General features: G+C 65.2%; 22 protein-coding genes. 9 read left to right on the forward strand and 13 right to left on the reverse strand.

The genetic code is table 11. The features are described 5' to 3' along the window. Positions 1–176: 176 nt before the first annotated feature. The 5 genes from LPJ38_RS31180 to fliL all read right to left on the reverse strand — a co-directional run bounded on the left by LPJ38_RS31180 (position 177) and on the right by fliL (position 6,915). Positions 177–3,878 carry a tetratricopeptide repeat protein gene (locus LPJ38_RS31180; RefSeq protein ID WP_167520240.1) on the reverse strand — a complete coding sequence of 1,234 codons (3,702 nt, stop codon included), beginning with the start codon at positions 3,876–3,878 and terminating at the stop codon, positions 177–179. A 104-nt stretch (positions 3,879–3,982) separates the two neighbouring features. Further along, a complete protein-coding gene (locus LPJ38_RS31185; protein WP_145628727.1) occupies positions 3,983–4,747 on the reverse strand; it encodes a MotE family protein in 765 nt (254 codons plus the stop codon). Between the two features lie 9 nt (positions 4,748–4,756). After that, entirely contained in the window at positions 4,757–5,206 is a 450-nt protein-coding gene (locus LPJ38_RS31190; protein ID WP_145628729.1) for a DUF6468 domain-containing protein, read from the reverse strand. Beyond that, positions 5,203–6,396: a flagellar motor switch protein FliM gene (gene fliM / locus LPJ38_RS31195; RefSeq protein ID WP_145628731.1), complete on the reverse strand. Its 1,194-nt coding sequence runs from the start codon at positions 6,394–6,396 to the stop codon at positions 5,203–5,205. Before fliM ends, LPJ38_RS31190 begins: the two co-directional genes overlap by 4 nt. 18 nt (positions 6,397–6,414) lie before the next feature. Beyond that, entirely contained in the window at positions 6,415–6,915 is a 501-nt protein-coding gene (gene fliL, locus LPJ38_RS31200; protein WP_145628733.1) for a flagellar basal body-associated protein FliL, read from the reverse strand. 376 nt (positions 6,916–7,291) lie between these two features. On the opposite strand from fliL, the gene flgF reads away from it, so the two are divergent. The 4 genes from flgF to flgH are packed head-to-tail and all read left to right on the forward strand — an operon-like array spanning position 7,292 to position 10,769. Next, positions 7,292–8,053: a flagellar basal-body rod protein FlgF gene (gene flgF, locus LPJ38_RS31205; protein WP_145628735.1), complete on the forward strand. Its 762-nt coding sequence runs from the start codon at positions 7,292–7,294 to the stop codon at positions 8,051–8,053. A gap of 16 nt (positions 8,054–8,069) precedes the next feature. Further along, complete coding sequence (gene flgG / locus LPJ38_RS31210; RefSeq protein WP_008554735.1) at positions 8,070–8,858, forward strand: flagellar basal-body rod protein FlgG; 789 nt, start codon at positions 8,070–8,072, stop codon at positions 8,856–8,858. A 9-nt stretch (positions 8,859–8,867) separates the two neighbouring features. Further along, positions 8,868–9,998: a flagellar basal body P-ring formation chaperone FlgA gene (flgA, locus tag LPJ38_RS31215; RefSeq protein WP_167520241.1), complete on the forward strand. Its 1,131-nt coding sequence runs from the start codon at positions 8,868–8,870 to the stop codon at positions 9,996–9,998. A 3-nt stretch (positions 9,999–10,001) separates the two neighbouring features. Further along, entirely contained in the window at positions 10,002–10,769 is a 768-nt protein-coding gene (flgH, locus tag LPJ38_RS31220; protein WP_145628739.1) for a flagellar basal body L-ring protein FlgH, read from the forward strand. A 275-nt stretch (positions 10,770–11,044) separates the two neighbouring features. Here flgH and LPJ38_RS31225 read toward each other — a convergent pair whose 3' ends face one another. The 3 genes from LPJ38_RS31225 to LPJ38_RS31235 form a co-directional block, all read right to left on the reverse strand. Beyond that, positions 11,045–11,824, reverse strand: a complete 780-nt coding sequence (locus LPJ38_RS31225; protein WP_145628744.1) for a 2-keto-4-pentenoate hydratase — start codon at positions 11,822–11,824, stop codon at positions 11,045–11,047. A 460-nt stretch (positions 11,825–12,284) separates the two neighbouring features. Continuing rightward, entirely contained in the window at positions 12,285–12,650 is a 366-nt protein-coding gene (gene dksA, locus LPJ38_RS31230) for an RNA polymerase-binding protein DksA (RefSeq protein WP_008554760.1), read from the reverse strand. A 216-nt stretch (positions 12,651–12,866) separates the two neighbouring features. Continuing rightward, positions 12,867–13,478 (reverse strand): NAD(P)-dependent oxidoreductase, encoded by a 612-nt coding sequence (locus LPJ38_RS31235; protein WP_145628746.1) that lies wholly within the window; start codon positions 13,476–13,478, stop codon positions 12,867–12,869. A gap of 149 nt (positions 13,479–13,627) precedes the next feature. Between LPJ38_RS31235 and LPJ38_RS31240 the strand changes: the two genes are divergently transcribed. Then, positions 13,628–13,999, forward strand: a complete 372-nt coding sequence (locus LPJ38_RS31240) for a winged helix-turn-helix transcriptional regulator (RefSeq protein ID WP_145628748.1) — start codon at positions 13,628–13,630, stop codon at positions 13,997–13,999. Positions 14,000–14,162: 163 nt separating this feature from the next. On the opposite strand, the gene LPJ38_RS31245 is transcribed toward LPJ38_RS31240, so the two are convergent. Continuing rightward, a complete protein-coding gene (locus tag LPJ38_RS31245; RefSeq protein ID WP_145628750.1) occupies positions 14,163–14,576 on the reverse strand; it encodes a flagellar assembly protein FliX in 414 nt (137 codons plus the stop codon). A 285-nt stretch (positions 14,577–14,861) separates the two neighbouring features. Between LPJ38_RS31245 and LPJ38_RS31250 the strand changes: the two genes are divergently transcribed. From LPJ38_RS31250 to LPJ38_RS31265, 4 genes are all read left to right on the forward strand, one after another. Continuing rightward, a complete protein-coding gene (locus LPJ38_RS31250; RefSeq protein ID WP_167520242.1) occupies positions 14,862–15,986 on the forward strand; it encodes a flagellar basal body P-ring protein FlgI in 1,125 nt (374 codons plus the stop codon). After that, positions 15,986–16,354, forward strand: a complete 369-nt coding sequence (flgJ, locus tag LPJ38_RS31255) for a flagellar assembly peptidoglycan hydrolase FlgJ (RefSeq protein WP_167520243.1) — start codon at positions 15,986–15,988, stop codon at positions 16,352–16,354. Before LPJ38_RS31250 ends, flgJ begins: the two co-directional genes overlap by 1 nt. 11 nt (positions 16,355–16,365) lie before the next feature. Then, positions 16,366–16,863, forward strand: a complete 498-nt coding sequence (locus tag LPJ38_RS31260) for a hypothetical protein (RefSeq protein ID WP_145628756.1) — start codon at positions 16,366–16,368, stop codon at positions 16,861–16,863. Positions 16,864–17,022: 159 nt separating this feature from the next. Further along, positions 17,023–17,382 (forward strand): hypothetical protein, encoded by a 360-nt coding sequence (locus LPJ38_RS31265; protein WP_145628758.1) that lies wholly within the window; start codon positions 17,023–17,025, stop codon positions 17,380–17,382. A 3-nt stretch (positions 17,383–17,385) separates the two neighbouring features. On the opposite strand, the gene LPJ38_RS31270 is transcribed toward LPJ38_RS31265, so the two are convergent. The 4 genes from LPJ38_RS31270 to LPJ38_RS31285 form a co-directional block, all read right to left on the reverse strand. Next, positions 17,386–17,538, reverse strand: coding sequence for a hypothetical protein (locus tag LPJ38_RS31270; protein ID WP_158644731.1), 153 nt, complete (start codon positions 17,536–17,538; stop codon positions 17,386–17,388). Between the two features lie 25 nt (positions 17,539–17,563). Continuing rightward, entirely contained in the window at positions 17,564–17,932 is a 369-nt protein-coding gene (gene flaF, locus LPJ38_RS31275; protein ID WP_008554779.1) for a flagellar biosynthesis regulator FlaF, read from the reverse strand. Between the two features lie 294 nt (positions 17,933–18,226). Next, entirely contained in the window at positions 18,227–20,518 is a 2,292-nt protein-coding gene (locus tag LPJ38_RS31280; RefSeq protein ID WP_145628760.1) for a DUF1522 domain-containing protein, read from the reverse strand. Positions 20,519–20,738: 220 nt separating this feature from the next. Next, on the reverse strand, positions 20,739–23,018 hold the full coding sequence (locus tag LPJ38_RS31285) for a DUF1522 domain-containing protein (RefSeq protein ID WP_145628762.1): 2,280 nt from the start codon (positions 23,016–23,018) through the stop codon (positions 20,739–20,741). Positions 23,019–23,148 lie beyond the last annotated feature (130 nt).

Here is a 23,148-nt window from a genome sequence, read left to right on the forward strand (position 1 = left end):
AATGATCGCCTCCGCTCCCTCCCCGTCATTGCGAGGAGCCCTTGCGACGAAGCAATCCAGACTGCTGCCACGGAAAGATTCTGAATTGCTTCCGCCTTCGCCCAAGGCTTCGGCGGACAAGTCGCTGCGCTCGCAATGAGGGAGCCGTGGCCTGCCGCACCTCGCGGCACCAATCCCTACCGCGTCATCTTGATCTGACGCACGACCGGGATCGTCGGCAGCGAGCCTGTGTGATCCGTCTCATCCTTTGCCTGCGGCGTGCCGGGGGCACGCGCGGTGGCGTCGGGGAAGCGCTGCTTCATCTCGCGCAGGAAGCCGTCGAGCGTATCGACGCTGGCGGCCAGCTTGGCGATCTCGGCGAACTCGGCACTCGAGGCTGCGGCCGGCTTGCTCGCGATGTCGAAGGCGAGACGGTCCGCGCTCTCGCTCATCAGCGGCGCGTATTTCTCGCGGAAGCGAGACAGGCCGATCGAGTCGTCGGCGAGCGCGTAGCCGACCGCCGCGCGAATGATGTCGCTCTTTTCGACCGCGTTGAGCGGCTTGAAGTCGCGGAAGCGGTCGCCGTAATAGAGCTCGATCTGCTCGGCGGATTCGCGCCAGCGCCGCGCCGCCCAGAAGATGTCGGAGCGCAGGCGGAGCACCTCGCGCCCGGAGACGTTGGAGACGATGTCGAGCGCGAGATCGTGACGGCCGACGTCGCTCTGCGCCCGCGCCTCCAGCAGCAGCCGCTGCTGCCTGAGCTCGCCGGAGAGGTCGCTGATGCGGCTGGCGCGCAGCGCGGTGATCGCCATGTCGGGCTTGCGGTTGGCGAGATAGATCATGGCGAGCCGCGCGGCAACCTGCGCACGCGCGGCGCCTTCGAGGCGGTGGTCGACCTGGTATTGCAAGAGCTCGGCGGACTGATCGAGCAGATCGATCGAGGCGAGACGATCGGCGAGACGGCGGATCAGCTCGTCGCCGCGGCGGCCGATCGGCGTCAGCTCGCGGAATTCGTAGAACATCCCGAGCGCCTCGACCGGCGGCAGCTCGTCACCCTTTGGCCCCAGGAATATCTGCGTGAACAGGTCGGAGGCGAGATCCTGGGCCTGGCGCGAGGCTTCCGCGTTCGGCTGGAGCCTGGTCGCGGTGCGCGCGGCCGTGAGCGCGTCGCGATAGCGTCCGTTCTCGGCATAGAGCCGCGACAGCATCTGCAGCGTCTTGACCTCGATCGCGTCGCCGCGCCAGGTCATCGACAACGTCTCGAGCTCGCGCAGCGCTTCGTCCTTGCCGATCTCGTCGCGCTTCTGACGCAGTGCGACCTCGAGCTGCTTGGCCTCGGCCGCCGCCGCCCGGTCGCTCGATGCCACCGCGAGCTTGTAGTCGTCGAGCGCATCCTTGTCGTGGCCGAGCGCCTCGGCGAGCCGGCCGCGCAGCACCGCGAAGCCGGGCGCAGCCTCCGGCGGGACGCCGACCACCTCGAGTTCGCTGCGGCGCTTGGAGGCGCCGGCATAGTCCTTCACCTCGAGGGACGCCCGCATCGCATCCATCGTCACGATGCGCTGGATGTCGAGCGGCAGCGAGGCGATGGCGAACTCGACGTTCTTGAACTTCTCGCGCGCGTCGGCCCATTTGCCCTGACGCGCATAGGCGAGCGCCTTCCAGAGCTGGGAATCGTGGCTGTTGCCGATCACGGGGTTGGCGAGGTCCTTCAGTCCCTGCGCCGGCCGGCCGACCAGGATGCTCGCGATGGCATGCATGATCAGCGCACCGCTCTCCTCCTTGTTGAGCGGATCGCTCAGCATCAATTCGGTGACGGCCTTGGCCTCGTGGTACATGGCGCGCGACATGTAGAACTGCGCGAGGTCGAGCCGCGGCAGCGAACGCAGCGCGGGCTCGACGGCCGAGATCGCCGTCATCAGCTCGCTCTGACGCGCCCAGAAGTTCTCCGACTGGCCCTTGCGCCAGCCTTCCGGGCTGAAGACCGGGCGCACCGCGGTCGGGGCGCGCTCGGCCGAGATGTCGACCGGCGATAGCGTCAGCCCGCCCTTCTTGCCGAGGATGACCTTGTCGGCACCGACCTCGACGCCGATCTCGTCGGAGTTGGGCCGCACCGCGATGCCGTGCGCGGATTCCAGCAGCGAGAGATCGACGAGGTCCTGCCGCTTGATGAAGCCACGCACCGGCCGCTGCCCAGTGATGACATAGAGCGTGTCGCCGGCATCGGGATCGGTGAGCTTGTGCAAAACGCCGGGATTGGCGAAGGGGATTGCGATGTTGGCGAGCGCAGGATCGGTGATGTTGCGCGACATCATCAGCGGCAGCGGCGTCGCCTGGATCTTGTCGGCGAGCGTCAGCAGCCAGTTGGTCTCCTTGCCGACTTCCTCGCTCGACAGCGAATACACCAGCGGACGGGTGAGACGGATGCGAACCGCCTGCCCCTTGTCGAGCGGCACGCGGCCGACCTCGCCGATCATCGCGCCGCCCCTGCTGCGGATCGCCTCGACGTCGACCGGCTTCGGCGTGTCGAACACCAGCCAGACAGTGTCACCGCGGCGGAACGCCGCCGCAGGCGTCGAGACCTGAAACGGAAACGTCACCCGCAGGCCGTCGCTGTCGCGGCGTGCATCGACGCTGGCAATCGTGGGCTGCGGCGTGGCGGGGACTTCGGCGGCTGCTTTGGCCGTTTCCTTGACCGGGTCCTTGGCAGCCTCTTTCAGGGCCTCCTTGGGCGCTTCGGCCATTGCAGGCTTGACTGGCGTGACCTCCGCAACGGGTGGCGCAGGCTGTGGCGCTTCCTTCGGTGCTTCTACCGCTTGCGCGGCCTCCGCTGCAGGCGCCGGAACCGTCTTCGGTGCTTCGGCCGGCGCTTCCATCTTCACGCCCGGCTTGACGTCGATCTTGGCCTCGCGCGCGATCGTCTCAGATGTCGGCGGCGCGATCTCACGCTGCGCGGCCGCCGGCCTTTCAGGCGTGGGCGCAGGCACAGCTGCGCGACCGCCAGGCTTGAGCTGCGCGATCGCCGCCTCGGGCGTTGTGGCCGTCTTGCCTCTGTCCGGCTGGAAGGCGATGTCGACGACGTAGTTCTTCTCGTCACGGAACGAGTGCACGTCGGAATCGCCGATCAGCGCGATCTCGACGCTGGTCTGGTCGATGTCGGTCTTCTGCTTGATCGAGGCGACGTTCGGCGGTGCTGCGACGACCGCGTCGGCCAGATCGAAATTGAGGTTGGCGTTGAAGGCGAGCGTGAGCTTCTGCTCGTTGAGCACGGAGGAGACGCCGACGCCATCGGGCATCTCGAACACGAAGCGCACGAAGGTCGGCTGCACCGAGGCGCGGACGCGGATCTGCGGACGCTTCTTGGCCTCGGCCGCGGCGCGCTGGGCGCGCAAGGCCCGTTCGGCCACGCGCGCGCGCTCGGCGAGCTCCTTGACGACGTCCATCGGCAGGGCCGGCGGCGGCCCCTTCCACCCCTCCGGCAGAAGGTCGATGAAGGTGCGCTCGCCCGCATTCATGGTGTTGACGGTGACGCGCCGCGCCAGCGACAGGCGAATGGCGCCGCCGTCGGGATCGCGCCGTGCTGAGTTGACGTAGTCGGGCGCACCTTCCGGAACACGATCGACGGGAACGTCGACCGGCCGGTCGAAACGGATGACGACAATGGAGCCGGCCGTCGTCACCTCGGAGGGCACGTCCTCGCCGAGCTTGATCACGAGGCGGGCAAAGCCGCCGCCGGCCGAGAACGTCGCCTCGCCCCTGACGGGATCGGCCGCCCGGGCAGGCGCAGCGAAGCCGATTACCAGGCAGGCTGCGAGCACGGGCGCCGTGCAGACATGGCGCGACAACCCCAGCGCCAAGGCGCGGGCTCGCGACACAAATCCAGCGGCAGCCTCTCGCGCCATTGGCGGCATTTCTTCCGGTTCGACGGGTCCACGCCGGCACTGCTGCCGGCCCCTGCCTTCGACTCTAAGGTTTTGCCAATTAAGGACTTCTTAAGTATGAGCCCTCAATTCGGCTTTTGCGTCGGCCTGCCGTCGATCTTCGGCAATTCGCCGGCCGAGGCGGACTGATCGCCCCCGCCATTGGCGCGGCGGGCCATCTCGACCGTCAGCTTCTCGGCGGCCTCGGGCGACATCAGCCCCATGATGTCCGACATCTTCCGCGGCGCGATCGCCGAGGCGATCTCGATCAGCACGCCCATCTCGAGCCGGTCGAACACCCGCGCGGCGTCCTTCGGCTTCATGCCTTCATACATGGTGACGAGGCCCTTCATGCGCTGGGCTTCGGCGGCCTTCTGCTCGGCCTGCGTCGCGGAGATGCGGGTTTCCACCGCCTTCATCTCTTCGACCTTGTTCTCGATGCGCTTCTCAGCCGATTTCAGCAGGCTCTCGCGGATGTCGATCTCGCGCTGGCGGGCCTCGATCTCCTGGCGGCGCGCCTGCAGCCGTTCCAGGATCGCGCGCTCGGCTGCGGAGACCTGCGCCTGGGTCTCGTCGATCTTGACGACGGTGCCACCCTCCATCTTGGTCTCGGGCGCTGCCGGCTTCGGTGCTTCTTTCGGCGGGCCATGGGTCGAGCCGGTGATGTCGGGGTCTTCGCGGCCGGTCGGGAAATTCAGGTTCTCCTGCGCCCAGGACTTCTTGGCCTGGCTCGGCTTGTAGTCGAACACATAGCCGCCATTGATCGCGAGTCCCGCCACCTTCAGCGTGGCGAGACCTGCGACGGCCACCAGGACGACCGGAATGACGCGGATGTTACGAAAGGACTTCATACCCTGACTTCATGCGGCAAGACCGTTGGACCGTCGGCGCTCTGAGAAGGCTTCGGCCGCAGCCGCCACCGCCTTCGCCGTCGAGGGCTTGGCCGCCGTCGGAGCGGCAACCATTTCCGGATTCGTGACGGGGCGCGCGGCAATCGCGATCTTGGACAGGCGACGCACCACGTTGTCGGCCTCGCCGAGCTGCTTGTAGAGCTGGTCGGACATCTGCGTCGCCGCCGCGAGCTGGCTGCCGAGGTTCTCGTTGACGTCGCGCACGGCGAGCTTCAGCCCGCCGATCGCGCGCTCGGCGATCTCGGTCGCGGTGATCAGCTCGCCGATCACCGCCTTCAGCGAATGCTCGTCCGCCTTGAGCCGCGTCAGCCGCTTGTTGAGCATGACGCAGTAGACGATCGTCAGCATCAGCAGGATAGCCACCAGCGACTCGATCGCCATTCCCAGAGAGTGGTTCATGGGGCCTCCATCATCTTGTTCTGCTCGTCGACCTTCTCGAACATCGCAAGTGTCGTACTTGGCTTGCGCAAGGGTTTCGTCACGCGGATCGCGACCCGGTCGCCGACCCGGCCCATCCGCCCTTCGGTCAGCAGGACGTCGCCGCAGCGCACGGTGACGTTGGCATCGGCGCGCATGTCCAGCGGCAGCGTGTCGCCGACCTTGAGCCGCATCAGCTGCTTGAGCGGGATGTCGGCCTCGTAGAGTACGGCGTCGACGGCGATCTGGGCCTGCACGATCTCGGTGGCGAAATGGCCCTCCCAGATCGGGTCGCGGCCGAACTTTTCGCCCATGAACATCTGGAGCAGGACGCCCCGGATCGGTTCGATGGTCGCGTAAGGCAGCAGCAGCTCGATGTTGCCGCCGCGGTCTTCCATGTCGATGCGCAGGCGCACCAGGATCGCGGCATTGGCGGGGCGGCTGATCGCGGCGAAACGCGGATTGGTCTCGAGCCGGTCGATCGTGAAGGTCACCGGCGACAGCGGCCGGAACGCCTGCTCGGCGTCGGCCAGCACCACCTCGACCAGGCGCTTGACCAGCTCGGTCTCGATGGTGGTGTAGGGCCGGCCCTCGATGCGGAGCTGGCTGGTGCCGCGGCGGCCGCCGAGCAGCACGTCGATCATCGAATAGATCAGGTTGGAATCGACCGTCGCCATGCCGAAGTTTTCCCACTCCTCGGCCTTGAACACCGAGAGCACGGCCGGCAGCGGGATCGAGTTCATGTAGTCGCCGAAGCGCACCGAGGTGATGCGGTCGAGCGAGACTTCGACGTTGTCGGAGGTGAAATTGCGCAACGAGGTCGTCAACAGCCGCACCAGGCGGTCGAAGACGATTTCGAGCATCGGCAGACGCTCGTAGGAGACCATCGCCGAATCAATGATCGCGCGAATGCCGGAATGGTCGTCGAGATTGACGTCACCGACGGTGAAGCCGAGGAGATTGTCGATCTCCTCCTGCGACAGCACACGTTCGCCGGAATTCTTGCCGCTGCCGAGATCGCGGCTGCCGTCCTCGACCATGGCCGCCCATTGCAGGGCCATGGTCTCGGAGAGTTCGTTCTCGGCGGCGGCCTCCGCGGGATCCTCGGAATCGAGCGATGCCTCCCATTGGGCGGCAATCGCATCCTGGTCCATCTGCTCGTTGCCGGCCATGGCGCTAGCCCATTCCCCTCACTGCACCACGACTTCCTTGAACAGCACCGCGCTGACATGGATCGGAGCGACCGCCGCGTTGACGCGCTTGGTCAGCTCCTCCTTGAGGCGGAAGATGCCGGCGGAGCCGTTGAGGTCGGAGGGGCGCAGTTCGCGCACATAGGTCTGGAAGATGTCGGTGACGCGCGGCATCGTCGGCTTGATCGCCTCGATCTGCTTCTCTTCCTTCAGTTCCAGCACGATCTTCAGCCGCAGATATTGCACACGCTCGCCGGGGGAGCCGGCGAGGTTGACCATCAGGTCGGGGACATCGACGAAGGCCGGCGGCTTCGGCGGCGGCACCACCTCGGCATGATGCTCGGCGTCTCCCTTTCGGAAGAAGAAGAACCAGGTCGCCGCGCCGCCGCCGAGAATGGCCAGCACGCCGACGGCGATGATGATCAGCTTGAGCTTGTTCTTGGGCGGAGCGGATTCTGCACCCTCGGCGGCCGCACCGCCTTCCGCTTCATTCTCTGCCATGGTCGCCGCGCCCGGATCTCTCAAAGGGGTCGAAAGAGCGAGGCCCTAAGACAATGACGCGATACGAATGCCCCGGCGCAAATGCGCTCCTCTTCATGGCAAACGCTACGGTAATAATGGTTAACGGAACCTTTCGATTGTGCTTCCGCTAGGAAAAATCTGCCGGGCAAACATGGCTAACAGAACCTTTCTGCCGCCCTCCCGCACCCCTTGAAATCCATCAAGGGATTGAAAATACGCAACTTTTCGAGTTGGCACGGCTTTCGCTGAGAAAGGGCCGAGACCGGCGGTTTGGGAGAACAAGGGTCTCGTTCACGGGGTCCGCCAAGGCGCTTGGGAGAGCGAGGTGGCAGGTCCCACTCAGGGGAGATTACCGATGCAGAACGCGCTTCTGATCGGCTTGTCACGGCAGATGACGTTGGAACGGCAGATGGATGTCATCGCCAACAACGTCGCCAATGCCAATACCAACGGCTTCAAGGCCGACCATTCGCTGTTCGAGGAGTACCTCAACTCGAACGCGCGCGAAGACAATTTCATCGGCGCGGATCGGCGCGTCTCCTACGTGCAGGATCGCGGCACCTTCCGCGACATCGGCCAGGGTCCGATGGAGGCGACCAGCAACCCGCTCGACGTGGCGATCGACGGCAACGCCTATTTCGCGGTGCAGGCCGCCGGCGGCGAGCGTTACACCCGCGACGGCAAGTTCTCGCTCAACAGCACCGGCCAGCTCGTCACCTCCGACGGCGCCCTCGTGCTCGGCACCGGCGGTCCGATCACCTTCCAGCCGACCGATCACGACATCAACATCGCCCCCGACGGCACCGTCACGGTGCTCGAGGGCACGGCAAGGACCGACTCGATCCGCGGCAAGATCCGCATGGTCGCGTTCGACGATCCGACCAGGCTCACCAAGCTCGGCGCCAACCTTTACGACATCGGCTCCGCCGTGCAGCAGGCCGACACCAAGTCGACCGTGCGCCAGGGCTACGTCGAGAAGTCGAACGTCAACGCCGTCAGCGAGATGACCCGCATGGTCGAAGTCATGCGCAGCTACGCCTCCGTCGCCAGCCTGCTCCAGCAGCAGAGCGACCTCCACAAATCGGCGATCGAGAAGCTCGCCGACGTTCCGGCCTGATTGAAGGAGAACTGACATGCAGGCGCTTCACACCGCAGCGACCGGAATGGCGGCACAGGAGCTCAACGTTCAGGTGATCTCCAACAACATCGCGAACCTGCGCACCACGGGCTTCAAGAAGCAGACCGCGGCGTTCCAGGACCTGATCTACGAGCACATCCGCCGCGTCGGCGCGCAGGCCTCCGACCAGGGCACCATTGTGCCCGTCGGCGTCGACATCGGCGGTGGCGTCAAGACCGTAGGTACGCCGCGCAGCATGACGCAAGGCACGCTGTCGCAGACTGGCAACGATCTCGACCTCGCCGTCTCCGGCGATGGCTTCTTCAAGATCCTGATGCCCGACGGCACCTACCAATACACCCGCGACGGCACCTTCCAGATGGACAATCAGGGCCGCGTCGTCACCGCCCAGGGCAACCCGGTGCAGCCGACGATCACCGTCCCGAACAACGCCTCGGGCCTCGCCGTCAACGAGCAGGGCCAGGTCTCGGTGACGCTGCCGGGCTCCTCGACCTCGACCATTCTCGGCCAGATCGGCCTCACCCGCTTCATCAACAAGGCCGGCCTCCAGCCCGTCGGCAGCAATCAGTTCACCGAGACTCCCTCCTCCGGCCCGCCCCAGGACGGCACGGCGACGGCCGAAGGTTACGGCAAGATCACGCAAGGCAGCCTCGAGCAGGCCAATGTCGACGTCGTCTCGGAGATGAGCGACCTGATCGCGGCCCAGCGCGCCTACGAGATGAACGCCAAGGTGATCAGCGCCGCCGATCAAATGATGCAATCGACCACGGCCCTGTTCCGCTGAGTGATGACGATGATCCGGACCACCCTTGCCACGATCACCGCACTTGTCGCGCTGGCCCTGCCGGCCGCGGCGGCCGATGATGTCATCGCAGCGCCGACGCTGCGCGCCAGCGTTGCCGTGAGCTCGGACGTGGTGCGGGTCGGCGATCTCATCGACAATGCCGGATCGGCCGCGCAGATCCCGGTCTACCGCTCGCCCGATCTCGGCACCACGGGCACGCTGACGGTCGGCCAGGTGCTGTCGGTGCTGCGCGCGAAACAAGTGATCGGCGTGATGACCGGCGACATCAGGGAGGTCCAGGTCACCCGCCTCGCCCGCACGCTCGCGAGCAAGGACCTCGAAGTTGCGGTCGCCTCCGCGCTCGAGCGCCGCTTCGGCCTTGGGGACGCTGCCAACATCACGGTCATGCTCGACCGCGGCATTTCCGAGATGCGCCTGGACGCCTCCAACACCGGCGCGCTCCAGCCGGTCGCAACCCGGTATGACGCCCGCGGCGGCCGTTTCGACATCGCCTTCGAGATCAGCAACGACAACAGCCCGACGCCGACCAAGCTCCGCTTCACCGGAACCGCGATCGAGACGGTGGAAGTGGCCGTACTGACCCGCGACATCGACCGCACCGAGCTGTTGAAGTCCTCCGACGTCTCGCTGGAGCGCCGGCCCAAGGCCGAGGTCACCGGCGAGCCCGCCTCGCGCGATCGCACCCTCGGCATGCAGCTGCGCCGGCCGATGCGGGCGGGCATGCCGATCCGCGTCGCCGACATCGTCAAGCCCGACTTCGTGGTGCGCGATCAGGCCGTCACCATCATCTACCAGGTGCCCGGCGTCTATCTGACCACGCGCGGCAAGGCGATCGAGAGCGGCGCTGAGGGCGACACCATCAGTGTGATCAATCTGCAATCCAAGCGTACGTTGACCGGCGTCGTCACCGGCCGCGGCCAGGTCACGATCCAGGGCGCCAGCCAGTCCGCACCGATGGCGCCTGCCGTCGAGCAGACCTCCTCGCTCAAGCGTGACGAGGTGCCGGCGGCCGCGGCCCTGGCGCAGAGCCTGGTCCAGGCACCGGCATCTGCCGCCCACGTCGCACAAGCCCAGATCCCGCAAGTTCGCGTCTCGCAAGCTCCAGCCAAGTCAGAGTAAGTCATGTCCACGTTCAGTTCGGCTTTCCGTCTTCGTCGCATCGCGATCTCTGCCCTGCTGCTTGCAACTGGCGCATTGGCGAGCGGCTGCTCCTCGATCGACCGGCTGTCGCAGATCGGCGAGCAACCGAAGCTGTCGGCGATCGACAATCCGACGACGCAGCCCGGCTACAAGCCGGTGCAGATGCCGATGCCGAAGCCGGAAGTCGCCTCCTACAATCCGAACTCGCTGTGGCGCAACGGCAGCCGCGCCTTCTTCAAGGACCAGCGCGCCCGCCAGATCGGCGACCTCCTGACAGTGACGGTGAACATCACCGACAAGGCCAACCTCTCCAACGAGACCCAGCGCAGCCGCACCAATTCGGAAGATTCCGGGATCACCGACTTCATCGGCGCGAAGACGCTCGGCGCGCAGGCGCAGAAGGTGCTACCCGGCCGCATCCTCACCGCCGATTCCACCGCGTCCAGCGACGGCAAGGGCTCGGTCAACCGTCAGGAAGCCTTGCAGACCAACGTCGCTGCGGTTGTCACGCAAGTGCTGCCGAACGGCAACCTCGTGGTCGAGGGCAAGCAGGAGATCCGCGTCAACTTCGAGATCCGCGAGCTCGTGGTCGCCGGCATCGTCCGCCCCGAAGACATCCAGAGCGACAACACCATCGACTCTACCAAGATCGCGCAGGCCCGCATCGCCTATGGCGGCCGCGGCCAGATCATGGACGTGCAGCAGCCGCGCTACGGCCAACAGGTCATGGACGTGCTGCTGCCCTTCTAGAAAATCTTGCGAGCTCCCACATCGTGTTCGCGAACCTAGGCGCGAACGACGATGTACGACGCGGCCTCCGGTAGCTCCCCTGCCGGAGGCCGCATGTATTTTGCGAACGTGACAACGCCGATCAGGCTGGCGCCGTATTCTCCGCCGTCATGCCCGGGCTTAACCCGGGCATCCACGTCTTCCGGGGCTCGCTGTGACACGTGGATGGCCGGGTCAAGCCCGGCCATGACGCGCGTGGCGGGAGCGTCGCGACAAAAAGGGCGACGGCGCGGAGATTAAGTGAACTCCGCCTCGACCACGCCCAGCCCGTCCAGCTCAATCCGCACCTTGTCGCCGGCCTTCAGCCACAGCGTCTTGACCAGGCTGCCCGTTAGCACGAGCTGGCCGGCGTGCAGGCCTTTGCCCTCGGCGGCGAGATGGTTGGCGAGCCAGGCGAGCGCGTTGTGGGGGTGGCCGAGCACGTCGGCACCGGTGCCGTGGCCGGCCTCCTCGCCGTTGACGATGGCGCGGCCCTTCACCGCCTTCAGGTCCGGCACGGACGAGCGCGGAACCCGCGGGCCCAGCACGCAGCCGGCGGCGAAGAAATCGTCGGCGATCAGCGTCGGCGCACCCATCGTCTCCCACTTCACATAGCGGTCGTCGACGATCTCGATCGCGGGATGGTAGGCCTCGACCGCCTCGCCGACCCATTCGGCCGTGAACGGCGCCTCGCCGGCGGCAAGGTCGCGCTTCAGCCGCACCGCGATCTCGCATTCGACGCCGACGCGGACATAGTTGGAAGCGGCGAGCTTGGCGCCGCTCTTGTGGACGCCCTTCTGGAACACGCCGCCGCCGCAAGGATGCGGAATGCCGATGTAGTCCTGCATCACCTGGCTGGTGCAGCCGATCTTGTAGCCGACGAGCGGTCCGACATGGGGCAGCAGGAGATCGTGCAGCGCGCGCTGCACCTGATATCCCTCGGCTTCATCGCCGGGCGGACGTTCCAGCGCCGCGAGCGGCGCATGGTTGCGGCGCGCCAGTGCGATCGCCTTTGCGGCTTCAAGAATCCTGTCCATCGGCGCCGCCTCCCACGCTAACGCATTCAGGGGCGGCACTTCAGCATCCCAGCTCTCGCCTGACAAGCACGCCTGTCCGGGCGATTACAGGCCCCCCGCCTCCGCTTAAGGAAATATTGAGCTGGTGGAGGCTTTATGGAGCCGCGTGCCCTTCCGATCCTCGCAAATGCGCGCGAGACGCGATTGCAGCGATGCTTGATGCAGCTGGATCAGCCTCTCAACAGTCGAGTCGATCCCGTTGATGCGACTCGCAAAACCTCCCGCACCTGAAGTGAAGGCTGTTTCTCATCAGAACTCACGTGAGCTCGGAGGAGTGGACTCTAGCCCATTGATCGCGATTCATTTTTCGCGATTGCGCTGGCGCGGCGAGACGCGCGCAAGCAGCGGACAAAGGCTGATCAGGGCGCGAAACGGCGCCTTGCATCCAAAAACAAAGAGCCGCATCACTGCGGCTCGGACTCTATTCGTCGCGATAGACCTTCTCGCGTTTCTCGTGGCGCTCCTGCGCTTCCACCGAGAGCGTCGCGATGGGCCGGGCCTCGAGCCGCTTCAAAGAGATCGGCTCGCCGGTGTCCTCGCAATAGCCGTAGGTGTTGTCCTCGATGCGCTGGAGCGCGGCGTCGATCTTGGCGATCAACTTGCGCTGGCGGTCGCGGGCGCGGAGTTCGATGGCGCGGTCGGTTTCGGACGATGCCCGATCGGCGAGATCGGGGTGGTTCACGTTCTCCTCCTGCAGGGCTTGCAGGGTGAGCTTGGACTCTTTGAGGATCTCATCCTTCCAGGCCAGGAGCTTCAAGCGGAAATACTCCTTCTGCCTGTCGTTCATGAAAGGCTCTTTTTCGGTCGGTCGGTAGTTTTTCAACTTTTCCAAAGGGCGGCCTATCTGTCTAAGCAACGACTCGCAACGGAAACAGGATCCGTTGAGCCGGGCCTTATATAGTGGCCTCCCGTGACAGACAATATTTCCCTCACCGCTCCGCCACCGCCCCCAAGCCCTTGCACAGGAAGGTTTATCCGCAAAGGCCCGGGTGCGGCTGACGGCTCAGTAGCCGACCGTGAAGCGCTGCCTCTGATGGGCCGGGCGTTCGATCTCGTCGGCGAGCGCAATGGCGTAATCGGCGAAGCTGATCCAGCTCTTTCCGTTCGCATCTGCGAGAAGCTGATCGGTCCCAAGCCGGAACTTGGCAGTGCGCTCACCCTCGACGAACAGCGCCGACGGCGAGATGAAGGTCCAATTCAGGTCCTTTTCCTGCCGCAGCAGGTCCAGGAAGGCGGAACCCTTTTCGGCCTCGGCCTTGTACTGGGCCGGAAAACCTTCGGTCGTGACCAGCTTGACGCCCGGCGCGACCTCCAGGCTGCCGGCGCCGCCGACGACGAGGTAGCGGCCCACCTTGGAGTCTTTCGCTGCCCCGATCAGCTTGAGCGGATCGCTGGCGAGGAAGTGCACGGAACTGATGGCGACGTCGTGACCGGCCCACAGCTTGGCAAGGCCGGCCTGATCGAGCACGTCGCCCTTGGTCGGCGTGACATTGGGCAAGGCCGCGATCTTCTCGGGGTTGCGGGCAATGGCAGTGACGCTATGGCCCCGGCGGGACAGTTCCTTGGTGATCTCCGACCCGGCCCGGCCCGAGGCGCCGGCAACTGCGATTTTCATGGAAGGCTCCTTTGCTTCTGTAGTAACCAATAGTTACTAGATATCGCAAAGAATGCTGGTGTTAAGAGAGCACTTTGTGCTTACCTGATAACGCCGGAGTAACCGGCACGCCCAAGTGCAAGCGGCAGAACGAATCCGAGGACCTGACGATGAAACCTGACGTCTATGCAGCGAACTGTCCGACGCGCCAGATCCTGGATCGCGTCGGTGACAAATGGGCGGTGCTGATCCTTCTGCTGCTGCGCGAGGAGCCGATGCGCTTCAACCAGTTGCGTCGCACGATCGAAGGCATTTCGCAGAAGATGCTGAGCCAGGTTCTCAAATCGCTCGACCGCGACGGCCTGATCAGGCGACGCGCCATCGCAACTGTCCCCGTCACGGTGGAATATTCGATCACGCAGCTCGGATTGACGCTGGCGGCGGCGGTCGATCCGCTGCGCGATTGGGCCGAGCAGAACCTGAAGGACGTGCTCGCCGCGCAGCGCCGCTACGATGCCCAGCAGAACGAGGAAGCGGCGTAAGGCACGCTTTCTCTGTCGTGCCGCACCGTCCATTCCGATTCCGCTGTCATGCCCCGGCTCGACCGGGGCATCTAGTACGCCGCGGCTTCTCGATTCAACAACAACTGTCTCTGGAATACTGGATCGCCCGCCTTCGCGGACGATGACAGCGCGCGATGCCTGACTACCCCCGCCCGGCCTTGGCCAGCTCGACCTCGACCCGCAGCTCGATCTCGGAAAGCACCGCATCGAGACCAGCTTCGCCCGAGGACGATTTCAGGTTTGCCGCGGCATCGCGCAGCCGCATCACCGTCGAGGCGTCGAGATTGCCGGACAGAAGGCCCATCTTGAGATCGTCGAGCACGTCGAGCGCGGTTCTGCCGCGCGCGACCGAGCGCTTGCGGCGCTCGACCGGATCCTCCTCGACGCCTTGCAGGGCAAGCAGCGCGTCGATGTTGGCGGCGGCCTTTGGCGCGGCGGCGCTCCGCGTCTCCTGCGCCGACGAGGTGTCGGGTAGGGCGAAGGTGCCGGAGCCCGTTCGCCGGGCCTGGCTGGCCGGCGCTCCAAGCGTGGTGCCGTTCGGTCCGTAGATGCGCATCGGAAGGAATCCGGGTGATCGATGCCTCACCTTCGCCGTCTTATGGTTAACGACCCGTAAACGGCTCGGCAAAAACTGCCGACAGGCGGCAGTTTCGCTCCTCAGAGCGAATGAGCGCTGACGCCGGTCGAAACAGATTTATTCAACCTATTCAGCCACCTACTCCCGCTGCCCCGGGTTGGCACAGCGCTCGCAAGGAAAGCGCCGGACCAGCTCGTCATGGGAGTGTCGCAGACGGTCCTTCGATTTGAGGAGCCCTTTTTGGGGACCTTTGGGGAGCAGAGGATGCCAGGCGTTCGTTGGGTGAGGATTGTTGGGGTGGCCTGCGCCGCGCTTTCAGCGCTGGCGCTCTCGCTCACGCCTGCAAGTGCGACATCGCGCATCAAGGACCTCGCCAACATCGAGGGCGTGCGGCAGAACCAGCTTATCGGCTACGGCCTCGTGGTCGGCCTCAACGGCACCGGCGATACGCTCAACAACATCCCCTTCACCAAGCAATCGCTGCAAGCGATGCTCGAACGCATGGGTGTCAACATCCGCGGCGCCACCATCCGCACCGGCAACGTCGCCGCGGTGATGGTGACCGGCAACCTGCCGGCCTTCGCCACCCAGGGCACGCGCATGGACGTCACCGTCTCCGCACTCGGCGACGCCAAGAACCTCCAGGGCGGCACCCTGCTCGTCACCCCCCTGTTGGGCGCCGACGGCAACGTCTATGCGGTTGCCCAGGGCTCGCTCGCGATCTCCGGCTTCCAGGCCGAGGGCGAAGCGGCCAAGATCGTCCGCGGCGTGCCGACCGTGGGTCGCATTGCCAACGGCGCCATCATCGAGCGCGAGATCGAGTTCGCGCTCAACCGCCTGCCGAACGTGCGCCTGGCGCTGCGCAACGCCGACTTCACCACCGCCAAGCGCATCGCGGCCGCGGTCAACGACTATCTCGGCGTCAAGACTGCCGAGCCGATCGATCCCTCGACGGTGCAGCTGTCGATCCCGCCGGAGTTCAAGGGCAACGTCGTCGCCTTCCTCACCGAGATCGAGCAGCTCCAGGTCGACCCCGATCTGGCCGCCAAGATCGTCATCGACGAACGCAGCGGCATCATCGTGATGGGCCGCGACGTCCGCGTCGCCACCGTCGCGGTGGCGCAGGGCAACCTCACCGTGACGATTTCCGAGAGCCCCCAGGTGAGCCAGCCCAACCCGCTGTCGCGGGGCCGGACCGTGGTCGCGCCGCGCAGCAGCGTCACCGTCACCGAGGACGGCAAGAAGCTCGCCGTGGTCAAGGACGGCGTATCGCTGCAGCAGCTCGTCGACGGCCTCAACGGCCTCGGCATCGGCCCTCGCGACATGATCAGCATCCTCCAGGCGATCAAGGCCGCCGGCGCGATCGAAGCCGACATCGAGGTGATGTGATGCAGACCAACGCGATCAACACCCCGCGCCTCGCCACCTCCTCTGCCTTCTCGGTCGAGAGCCGCAACGGCCGGCCGGACTTCGAGCTCGCGAGCGCGTTGCAAAAGGTCTCGCCGCAGCAGCAAGCCCGTGCGCAGAAGACCGCCACCGATTTCGAGGCGATGTTCCTCAACAGCATGTTCGCGCAGATGACCTCCGGCCTGAAGGGCGAAGGTCCGTTCGGCGACACGCCCGGTACCGGCGTGTGGCGCTCGATGCTGACCGAGCAATATTCCAAGAACTTCGCCAAGGCCGGCGGCGTCGGCGTCGCGACTGAAGTCTACCGCACCCTGATCATGCAGCAGGCGAAAACGATCCGCACGGCATAAGGTCAAACGAGATGAACCGTCCCAACGCCTCACGTCAGCCGATGCAAGCGCAGCGGCCGAACACCGCGCCCGGAAGCGCCGAAGCGCGCAAGCTCGCCGAGGACCTGATGGACGCGATGAGCGCCCTGCTCGGGCTGATCGAGCGCGAGACCGAGTTGGTTCGCGCCGGCAAGGTCCGCGATGCCATGACGCTCGAGGCTAAGAAGCAGGAGCTGTCGCGAAATTATGTCGGGGCCGTCGGCCAGTTGAAGGCAAACCAGGCCCAGCTCGCGAAATCTGCGCCCGAGCTGCTGTCGACGCTGCATCGCCACCATGATGCGTTCCGCGCGATGCTGCAGGTCAATCTCACCGTGCTCGCCACCGCACACGCCGTATCCGAGAGCGTCGTGCGCGGCGTCAACGCCGAGATCCAGAAACGCAACGTGCCAAACACCTATACGGCCGCGGGCCGTCAAGCAGCGCCCGGCCCGCGCCACATCACGCCGCTCGCGGTCAGCCGCTCGCTCTGAGCGAAGACGAAAACACGAGACAATTTTACGAAAAACCGCGCGGCGAAATCGTCGCGCGGTTAGGCACGTTTCGTTACCGGGTCTTCAGTCCTGGTGTTCCATGCTTGCGCGATTAGAGGGGTTGGGATTTGACTCAATTGAGGCAACCAGGAGGCTGCCATGAGTACAGATTTCAGCATCAGGCCGGTGGGGATCCCGGCCCCCGTGCAGATCGTACCGACGTCGAATTCGGCGGCGAACGAGGCTGTGCAGACTGATCTTCCGGTGAGGCAAACGGTCGCCGCAAGCGATACGAGTGCGCCGGCGCGCAATGATTTGCCGAACCACGAGAACATCTCGCGCCAAGTCGTCTTCGACCAAGCGGCCGCATCCTTCGTTTTCCAGGTCGTCAACGAGAGGACCGAGGCCGTGGTCAATCAATTCCCCGACGAAGCGATGCTGCGCCGGCGGGCCTATTTCCATGCACTGGATAGGCAGGCCGAACCCTCGCGTCCGCTCAGCACCGATCGCAGCGCCTGATCGTCAAGCGTTGAACGTCGCAACCGCAGTATCGAGACAGGACGAGTCGGTCGCGGCGACGGCGCTGTCGATCTGCGTGTTGCCGGCAGTCAGCGCGTCCTTGGTGTGTCCAAAGCTGGACCAGCCGTCCCCGATCAGCACCCGCCGATATTGCAAGGCGTCGCTGCACCGCGAGCTTCCGTCACGGCCGCCCGGACAGACCGGCAGCGATGTTGCGGTTGATCTCGATCAGCGGGCGGAAGTGATCGAATTGCGGGCTCATCTGAAGCGCGGCAGTCTGGCTCAGCACGAACACGCTGATGTTGGCGATCTTCTGCCGGACGTCGATCGGCTGCGGATTGTTGTCGCGCATCGCCTCGCTCAGGAAGATGGTCCAGAGCTTGCGGTTGAACATCAGGGCCTGCATGGTCTGCTCGCTGAGAGGATCGGCGTTGTTCACCGCATCCTGAAGCTTGTTCGCGGCCTTGAGCAGGGTCTGTGCCTCGATGTCGCGAGGAGATGCGGTGGTCGTTGCAACGCGCGCGTAGGCCGAGGCAGCAGAATTCGACATCAATCACACCCTGGAAGTTACCTAGCGCGTTGAACGCGCTTAAGGATTTCTTTCCCAACCCTAGGCAGCACCGCTTAAGATTTGCTTACATGTGTGCTTGGAAGCACTCGGGATAAGTACGGGTCGCGGAGCTCTTCGTCAGCGCAAACGTTAGATCGATGCATACACGGTGTAAACTTACATCGCGTGAGGCGTGTCGATCTGAGCTAATCTCGAGTTAGCGATCTCCCTCAAATGAACGGCGGAGCATCAGCCCCGCCGCGAAATCTCGAATAGCGATCCTTCACCGCGAATTTAGCGGAGCAGCTGCAGCACGCTCTGCTGCGACTGGTTGGCCAGCGACAGCGCGGAGACCGCGATCGACTGGCGCGTCGACAGCGCCTGGCTGTTGGCCGCTTCCTCGTTGGTGTCGGCGAGCGTCAGGTTGGACGAGCCGGTCTGCAGCACGTTGATCAGGTTCTTGGAGAAGTCCTGACGCACCTGCACGATCGAGAGATTCGAACCGAGCGTGGAGCCTTGCGAGCGCAACGTGCTCGACGCCGCGTTCAGGCTGGCCAGCACTTTGTTGGTGGCACCGTTGTCGATGAAGTCGACGCCGTTGACGAGATTGCTGAGACCGAGGCCCGCCGCATTGAACACCACGCCGTTGATGCTCAGCGTGGAGCTGCCGGTCTCGTTGAAGACGAGCTTCAGCGTGTCGCCGTTGAGCAGGTTGACGCCGTTGAAGGAGGAGTCCTGCGAGGTCGTGTCGATCTGGGCCAGAATGTTGTTGAACTGGTTGACCAGGTTGGAGCGCGCGGTCTGCGCCACGGGATCCTGGACCGGCGGCTGCGCGGTGGTGAAGGCGAGAACGCCGGTGATGGTGCCGCCGACTGCGCCGCCTGCGATGGTCGAGCCGAGCGTCGACGAGGCGTATTCGTTGACGGTGGTCACCGTGAGCACGCCGTTGGCATCGATCGTCGCCGTCAGGTGATTGGCCTGAAGCTGCGCGTTGAGCTGGTCGAGCGTCTTGACGGTGCCGTTGGTGCCGTCGCCGAAGGTGACGTTCACCGGCGTGCCGCCGTTGAAGGAGGTGAAGGTCAGCGTCTTGCCGCTGATGCCGCCGACGCCCGAGGTGCGCGCCGCGGTGAAGGCCGTCGCCGTTCCCGTGTTGCCGCTGAGGCCGAAGGCGCCGAGCGCATTGCCGGTCCCGGTGATCGACAGGTCGGCATTGATGCCGGTCGAGAGCGCGAGCTGGCCGCTGCTGTTGACTGAGGACGGGATCTGGCCCGCGGTGGTCGACAGCGTCGCCGCGCCGTTGAAGAGGCTGGCGGTCTTGACGCCGGTGGCGAGATCGACCGCGTTGAGCAGGTCGGTCAACGTCGCGCTCTGGATGTAGACCGTCGAGTTGCCGTTGCCGTCGGTGACGACGTTACCGCTGACGCCGTAGCCAGTGGCCACGCTCGCCGTCGATTGCGGCGTCTGCGCGTTCTTGAAGGTGATGGTCTTGCCGCCGATGTTCAGGGTCGAGCCGTCCTGAACCAGGGTGCCGAGCGAGCCGGCTGTGGTCGACCGGTTCGCGGTCACGTTCGCATTGCCCGCGCCGGTCGCGGTCGTCAGGCCGAGTGCCTTGAGGAAGTCGGCCTTGCCGGTCACGCTCAGATCGGCGCCGGTCGAGCTCTTCAGTGTAACGGCGCCCGCCGTGATGGAGGATGCGACCTGCAGCGTGCCGACGGGACCCGCCGCACCGCTGACGGCGAAGGTCGCCGCGCCTGCGCTGATGGTCGCGGACTTGACGCCGCTGGCGAGGTCGATTGCCGTGAGGACGTCGTTGACGGTCGCCCCGGGCGCCGCCGCCGTCCCCTGATAGATGATCGAATTGCCGTTGCCGTCGGTGGCAATGTGCCCGCTGGCGTCGAGGCCCCAGCCGGTCGGCTGCGCGCTCGGAGCAACGCCGGTGCGGAAGGTGATGGTCTTGCCGTTCACCGTGATGGTGTCGCCGTCCGCGGGCGGCGTGCTGAAGGTGGTCGATGCCGTGGTGCCGAGCAGCGTGGCGGTGCCGGACAGCGCGGTGGTGCCGTCGGCGGCGAGCGCTGCCGTACCGGTAAAGGTGCCGGCGCTCGAACCGAGCGAAGCACCGAGCGCGGCCGTCCCGGTGACCGGGGTCGTGCCGCCGGAGGCACCGGTATAGAGCACGTTGCTCTTGGCGGTCGCGCTCGCATAGGAGGTCGTGCCGCGCAGGTCGGCGGGGGTCGCGCCAGGAATCGTGGTGGAGACGTTCGACTTGGTGGAGTAGCCGACCGTGGTCTGGAGCGCCTGGTTGGCGATCGATTTCGCGCTGTCGATCAGCTTCTGCAGCGAAGTGATGCCGGTGTTGGCGGCCTGGAGCACCTGCACACCGTTGTTGATGCCGTCGAGCAGGTTGCTGATGTCGCTCGCCCGGTTGTCCAATCCCTGCGCCGTGAAGAAGTTGGTGGGATTGTCGAGCGCTGTATTGACCTTCTTGCCGGTCGACAGCCGTTCCTGCGTCGTGGCCAGCAAGTCGGCCGTCGACTGCAGCGACAACAGGTTCTGGCGAACTGACGCCGAGAGAACGATGTTGGACATTGGCGAGTCTTCCTCTTGAACCGGATACGAATCGGCCGCGCGGGTCTCGAACGCGGGCTTTGTCCAGTTTTAGGAGGTGTCCTTTAAAGTATGGTTAACGCCGGTTTAAGCGATACGGTTAATGCGCGGTGAACGCCCCTGCCCGGCTCGGAACGCAAGAAAGGAGCGGCGGGGCAAATGGCCCCGCCGCTCGATTTTAATGAGTGATTTCAGCTACTTGTTAGCGGAGCAGCTGGAGCACGCTCTGCTGCGAGGTGTTGGCCAGGGACAGCGCGGAGACCGCGATCGACTGGCGGGTCGACAGCGCCTGGCTGTTGGCGGCCTCGACGTTGGTGTCGGCCAGCGTCAGGTTGGACGAGCCGGTTTGCAGCACGTTGATCAGGTTCTTGTTGAAGTCCTGGCGGATCTGCACCACCGAGAGGTTCGAACCGAGGCTCGAGGCCTGCGAGCGCAGCGTGCTCGAGGCGGCGTTGAGGTTGGTCAGCACCCGGTTGGCCGCGGCGTTGTCGATGAAGTCGACGCCGACCGTCAGCGAGGCGAGGCCGAGACCTTTGGAATTATAGGTCACGCCGGTGATGTTCAGGCTCGACTTGGCGGTCTCGTCGAACACCAGCTTGAGCTGGTCGCCGTTGAGCAGGTTGACGCCGTTGAACGAGGAGTCCTGCGCGGTCGTGTCGATCTGGTTCAGGATATTGTTGAACTGAGCCACCAGATTGGCACGCGCCGTCTGGGCAACGCCATCCTGGACGGGCGTGGAAGCCGTCGAGAAGGTCAGGGCCGAGGTGAGCGTGCCGCCGATCGCACCACCCGCCGCGATCGAACCGAGAGTCGATGACGCATAGTCGTTCGAGGCGGTGATCGTCAGCAGGCCATTGGCGTCGATCGTCGCAGACAGGTTGTTGGCCTGCAGCTTGGTGTTGAGCTGATCGAGCGTCTTGATCGTGCCATTGGTGCCGTCGCCGAAGGTGACGTTGACCGCCGTGCCGCCGTTGAAGGAGGTGAAGGTCAAGGTCTTGCCGGCGATGCCGCCGATGCCGGAGGTGCGGGCCGCAGTAAAGGCGGTCGCGCTGCCGGTGTTGCCGGCGAGGCCGAACACGTTCAACGCGTTGCCGGTGCCGGTGATCGACAGGTCGGCATTGATGCCGGTCGCGATCTTGAGCTGACCGGACGTATTGATCGTCGAGTTCGACTGGCCGGTTGCGGTCGCAAGCGTGGCAACGCCGGCGGCGCTGATCGTCGCGGTCTGCACGCCGGTGGCAAGGTCGATGGCCTTCAGGACGTCGTTGACCGTGCCGCCCTGCAGATAGACCGTCGAGTTGCCGTTGCCATCGGTGAGGACGTTACCGCTGGTACCATAGCCGCTCGGAATGCTCGGCGCACCGGTTGAGCCCGGGATCGGCGCATTCTTGAAGGTGATGACGTGACCGTTGACGTTCAGCGTCGAGCCGTCGGTGATCGTCGCACCCAGCGAGGCCGACGTCGTGGTGCGGTTGACGTTGACGGTGGCGTTGCCGCCGCCGACCGATGAGCTCACACCGAGAGCCTTGAGCAGGTCTGCCCTGCCGGTGACGCTCAGATCCGCACCCGTCGAGCTCCTCAGCGTGACGGCGCCGCCACCAACGCTCGAAGCGGTCTGGTTGAAGCTGGTGGCGATCGTCGCAGCACCGGAACTGATCGAGACCGTCTTGACGCCGCTGGCGAGATCGACCGCGGTCAACAGATCGTTGACGTTCGCAGCCGGGGTGCCGGCAGTGCCGAGATAGACGGTGGTGTTGCCGTTGCCGTCGGTGACGAGGTTGCCGCTGACGCCCGAACCGGCCGGAACGCCGGCCGACGTCGGCGCGGTACCGCTGCGGAAGGTGATAGTCTTGCCGTTCACGGTCAGCGTATCGCCGTCGGCGGGCTGAGCGTTGCTCGCCAGGCCGGTTGCGGTGGTGCCGTTGGTGGCGATCAGGGTGATGGTGCCGGTCAGGGCGGTGGTGCCGTCGCCGGCCGTTGCCGCGGTGCCGGCGAAGGCGCCGATGGTGGCGCCGAGGGTCGTGGTGCCGTTCGCTGCCGTCGTGCCGCCGGCCGTGCCGTTATACAGCACGTTGCTGCTCGCCGTCGCACTGGCGAAGCTCGTCGTGCCACGCAGGTCAGCCGCCGTCGCACCTGCGATCGTGGTGGAGACGTTGGACTTGGTGGAGTAGCCGACCGTGGTCTGCAGCGCCTGGTTGGCGATCGATTTGGCGCTGTCGATCAGCTTCTGCAGCGAGGTCAGGCCGGTGTTGGCAGCCTGCAGCACCTGCACGCCGTTGGCGATGCCATCGAGCAGATTGTTGATGTCGCTGGCGCGGTTGTCGAGCGACTGGGCCGTGAAGAAGTTGGTGGGATTGTCGAGAGCCGAGTTGACGCTCTTGCCGGTCGACAGACGGTTCTGTGTGGTGGCGAGAAGATCGGCGGTGGACTGGAGAGAGAGGAGGTTCTGGCGAACCGACGCAGAGAGAACAATACCGGACATGACTCTTACCCTTCTGGCTTACGCGTCTTCGTTCGATCGCTTCTGGATCGAGTGACGGGCACAGGGTGAGCCGACATGGCTAACAAAGGGTGAAGCGAACATCGCCCGCATAAGCGCCGGTTCACCATAA

Source organism: Bradyrhizobium daqingense, assembly GCF_021044685.1.
Classification (GTDB): domain Bacteria; phylum Pseudomonadota; class Alphaproteobacteria; order Rhizobiales; family Xanthobacteraceae; genus Bradyrhizobium; species Bradyrhizobium daqingense.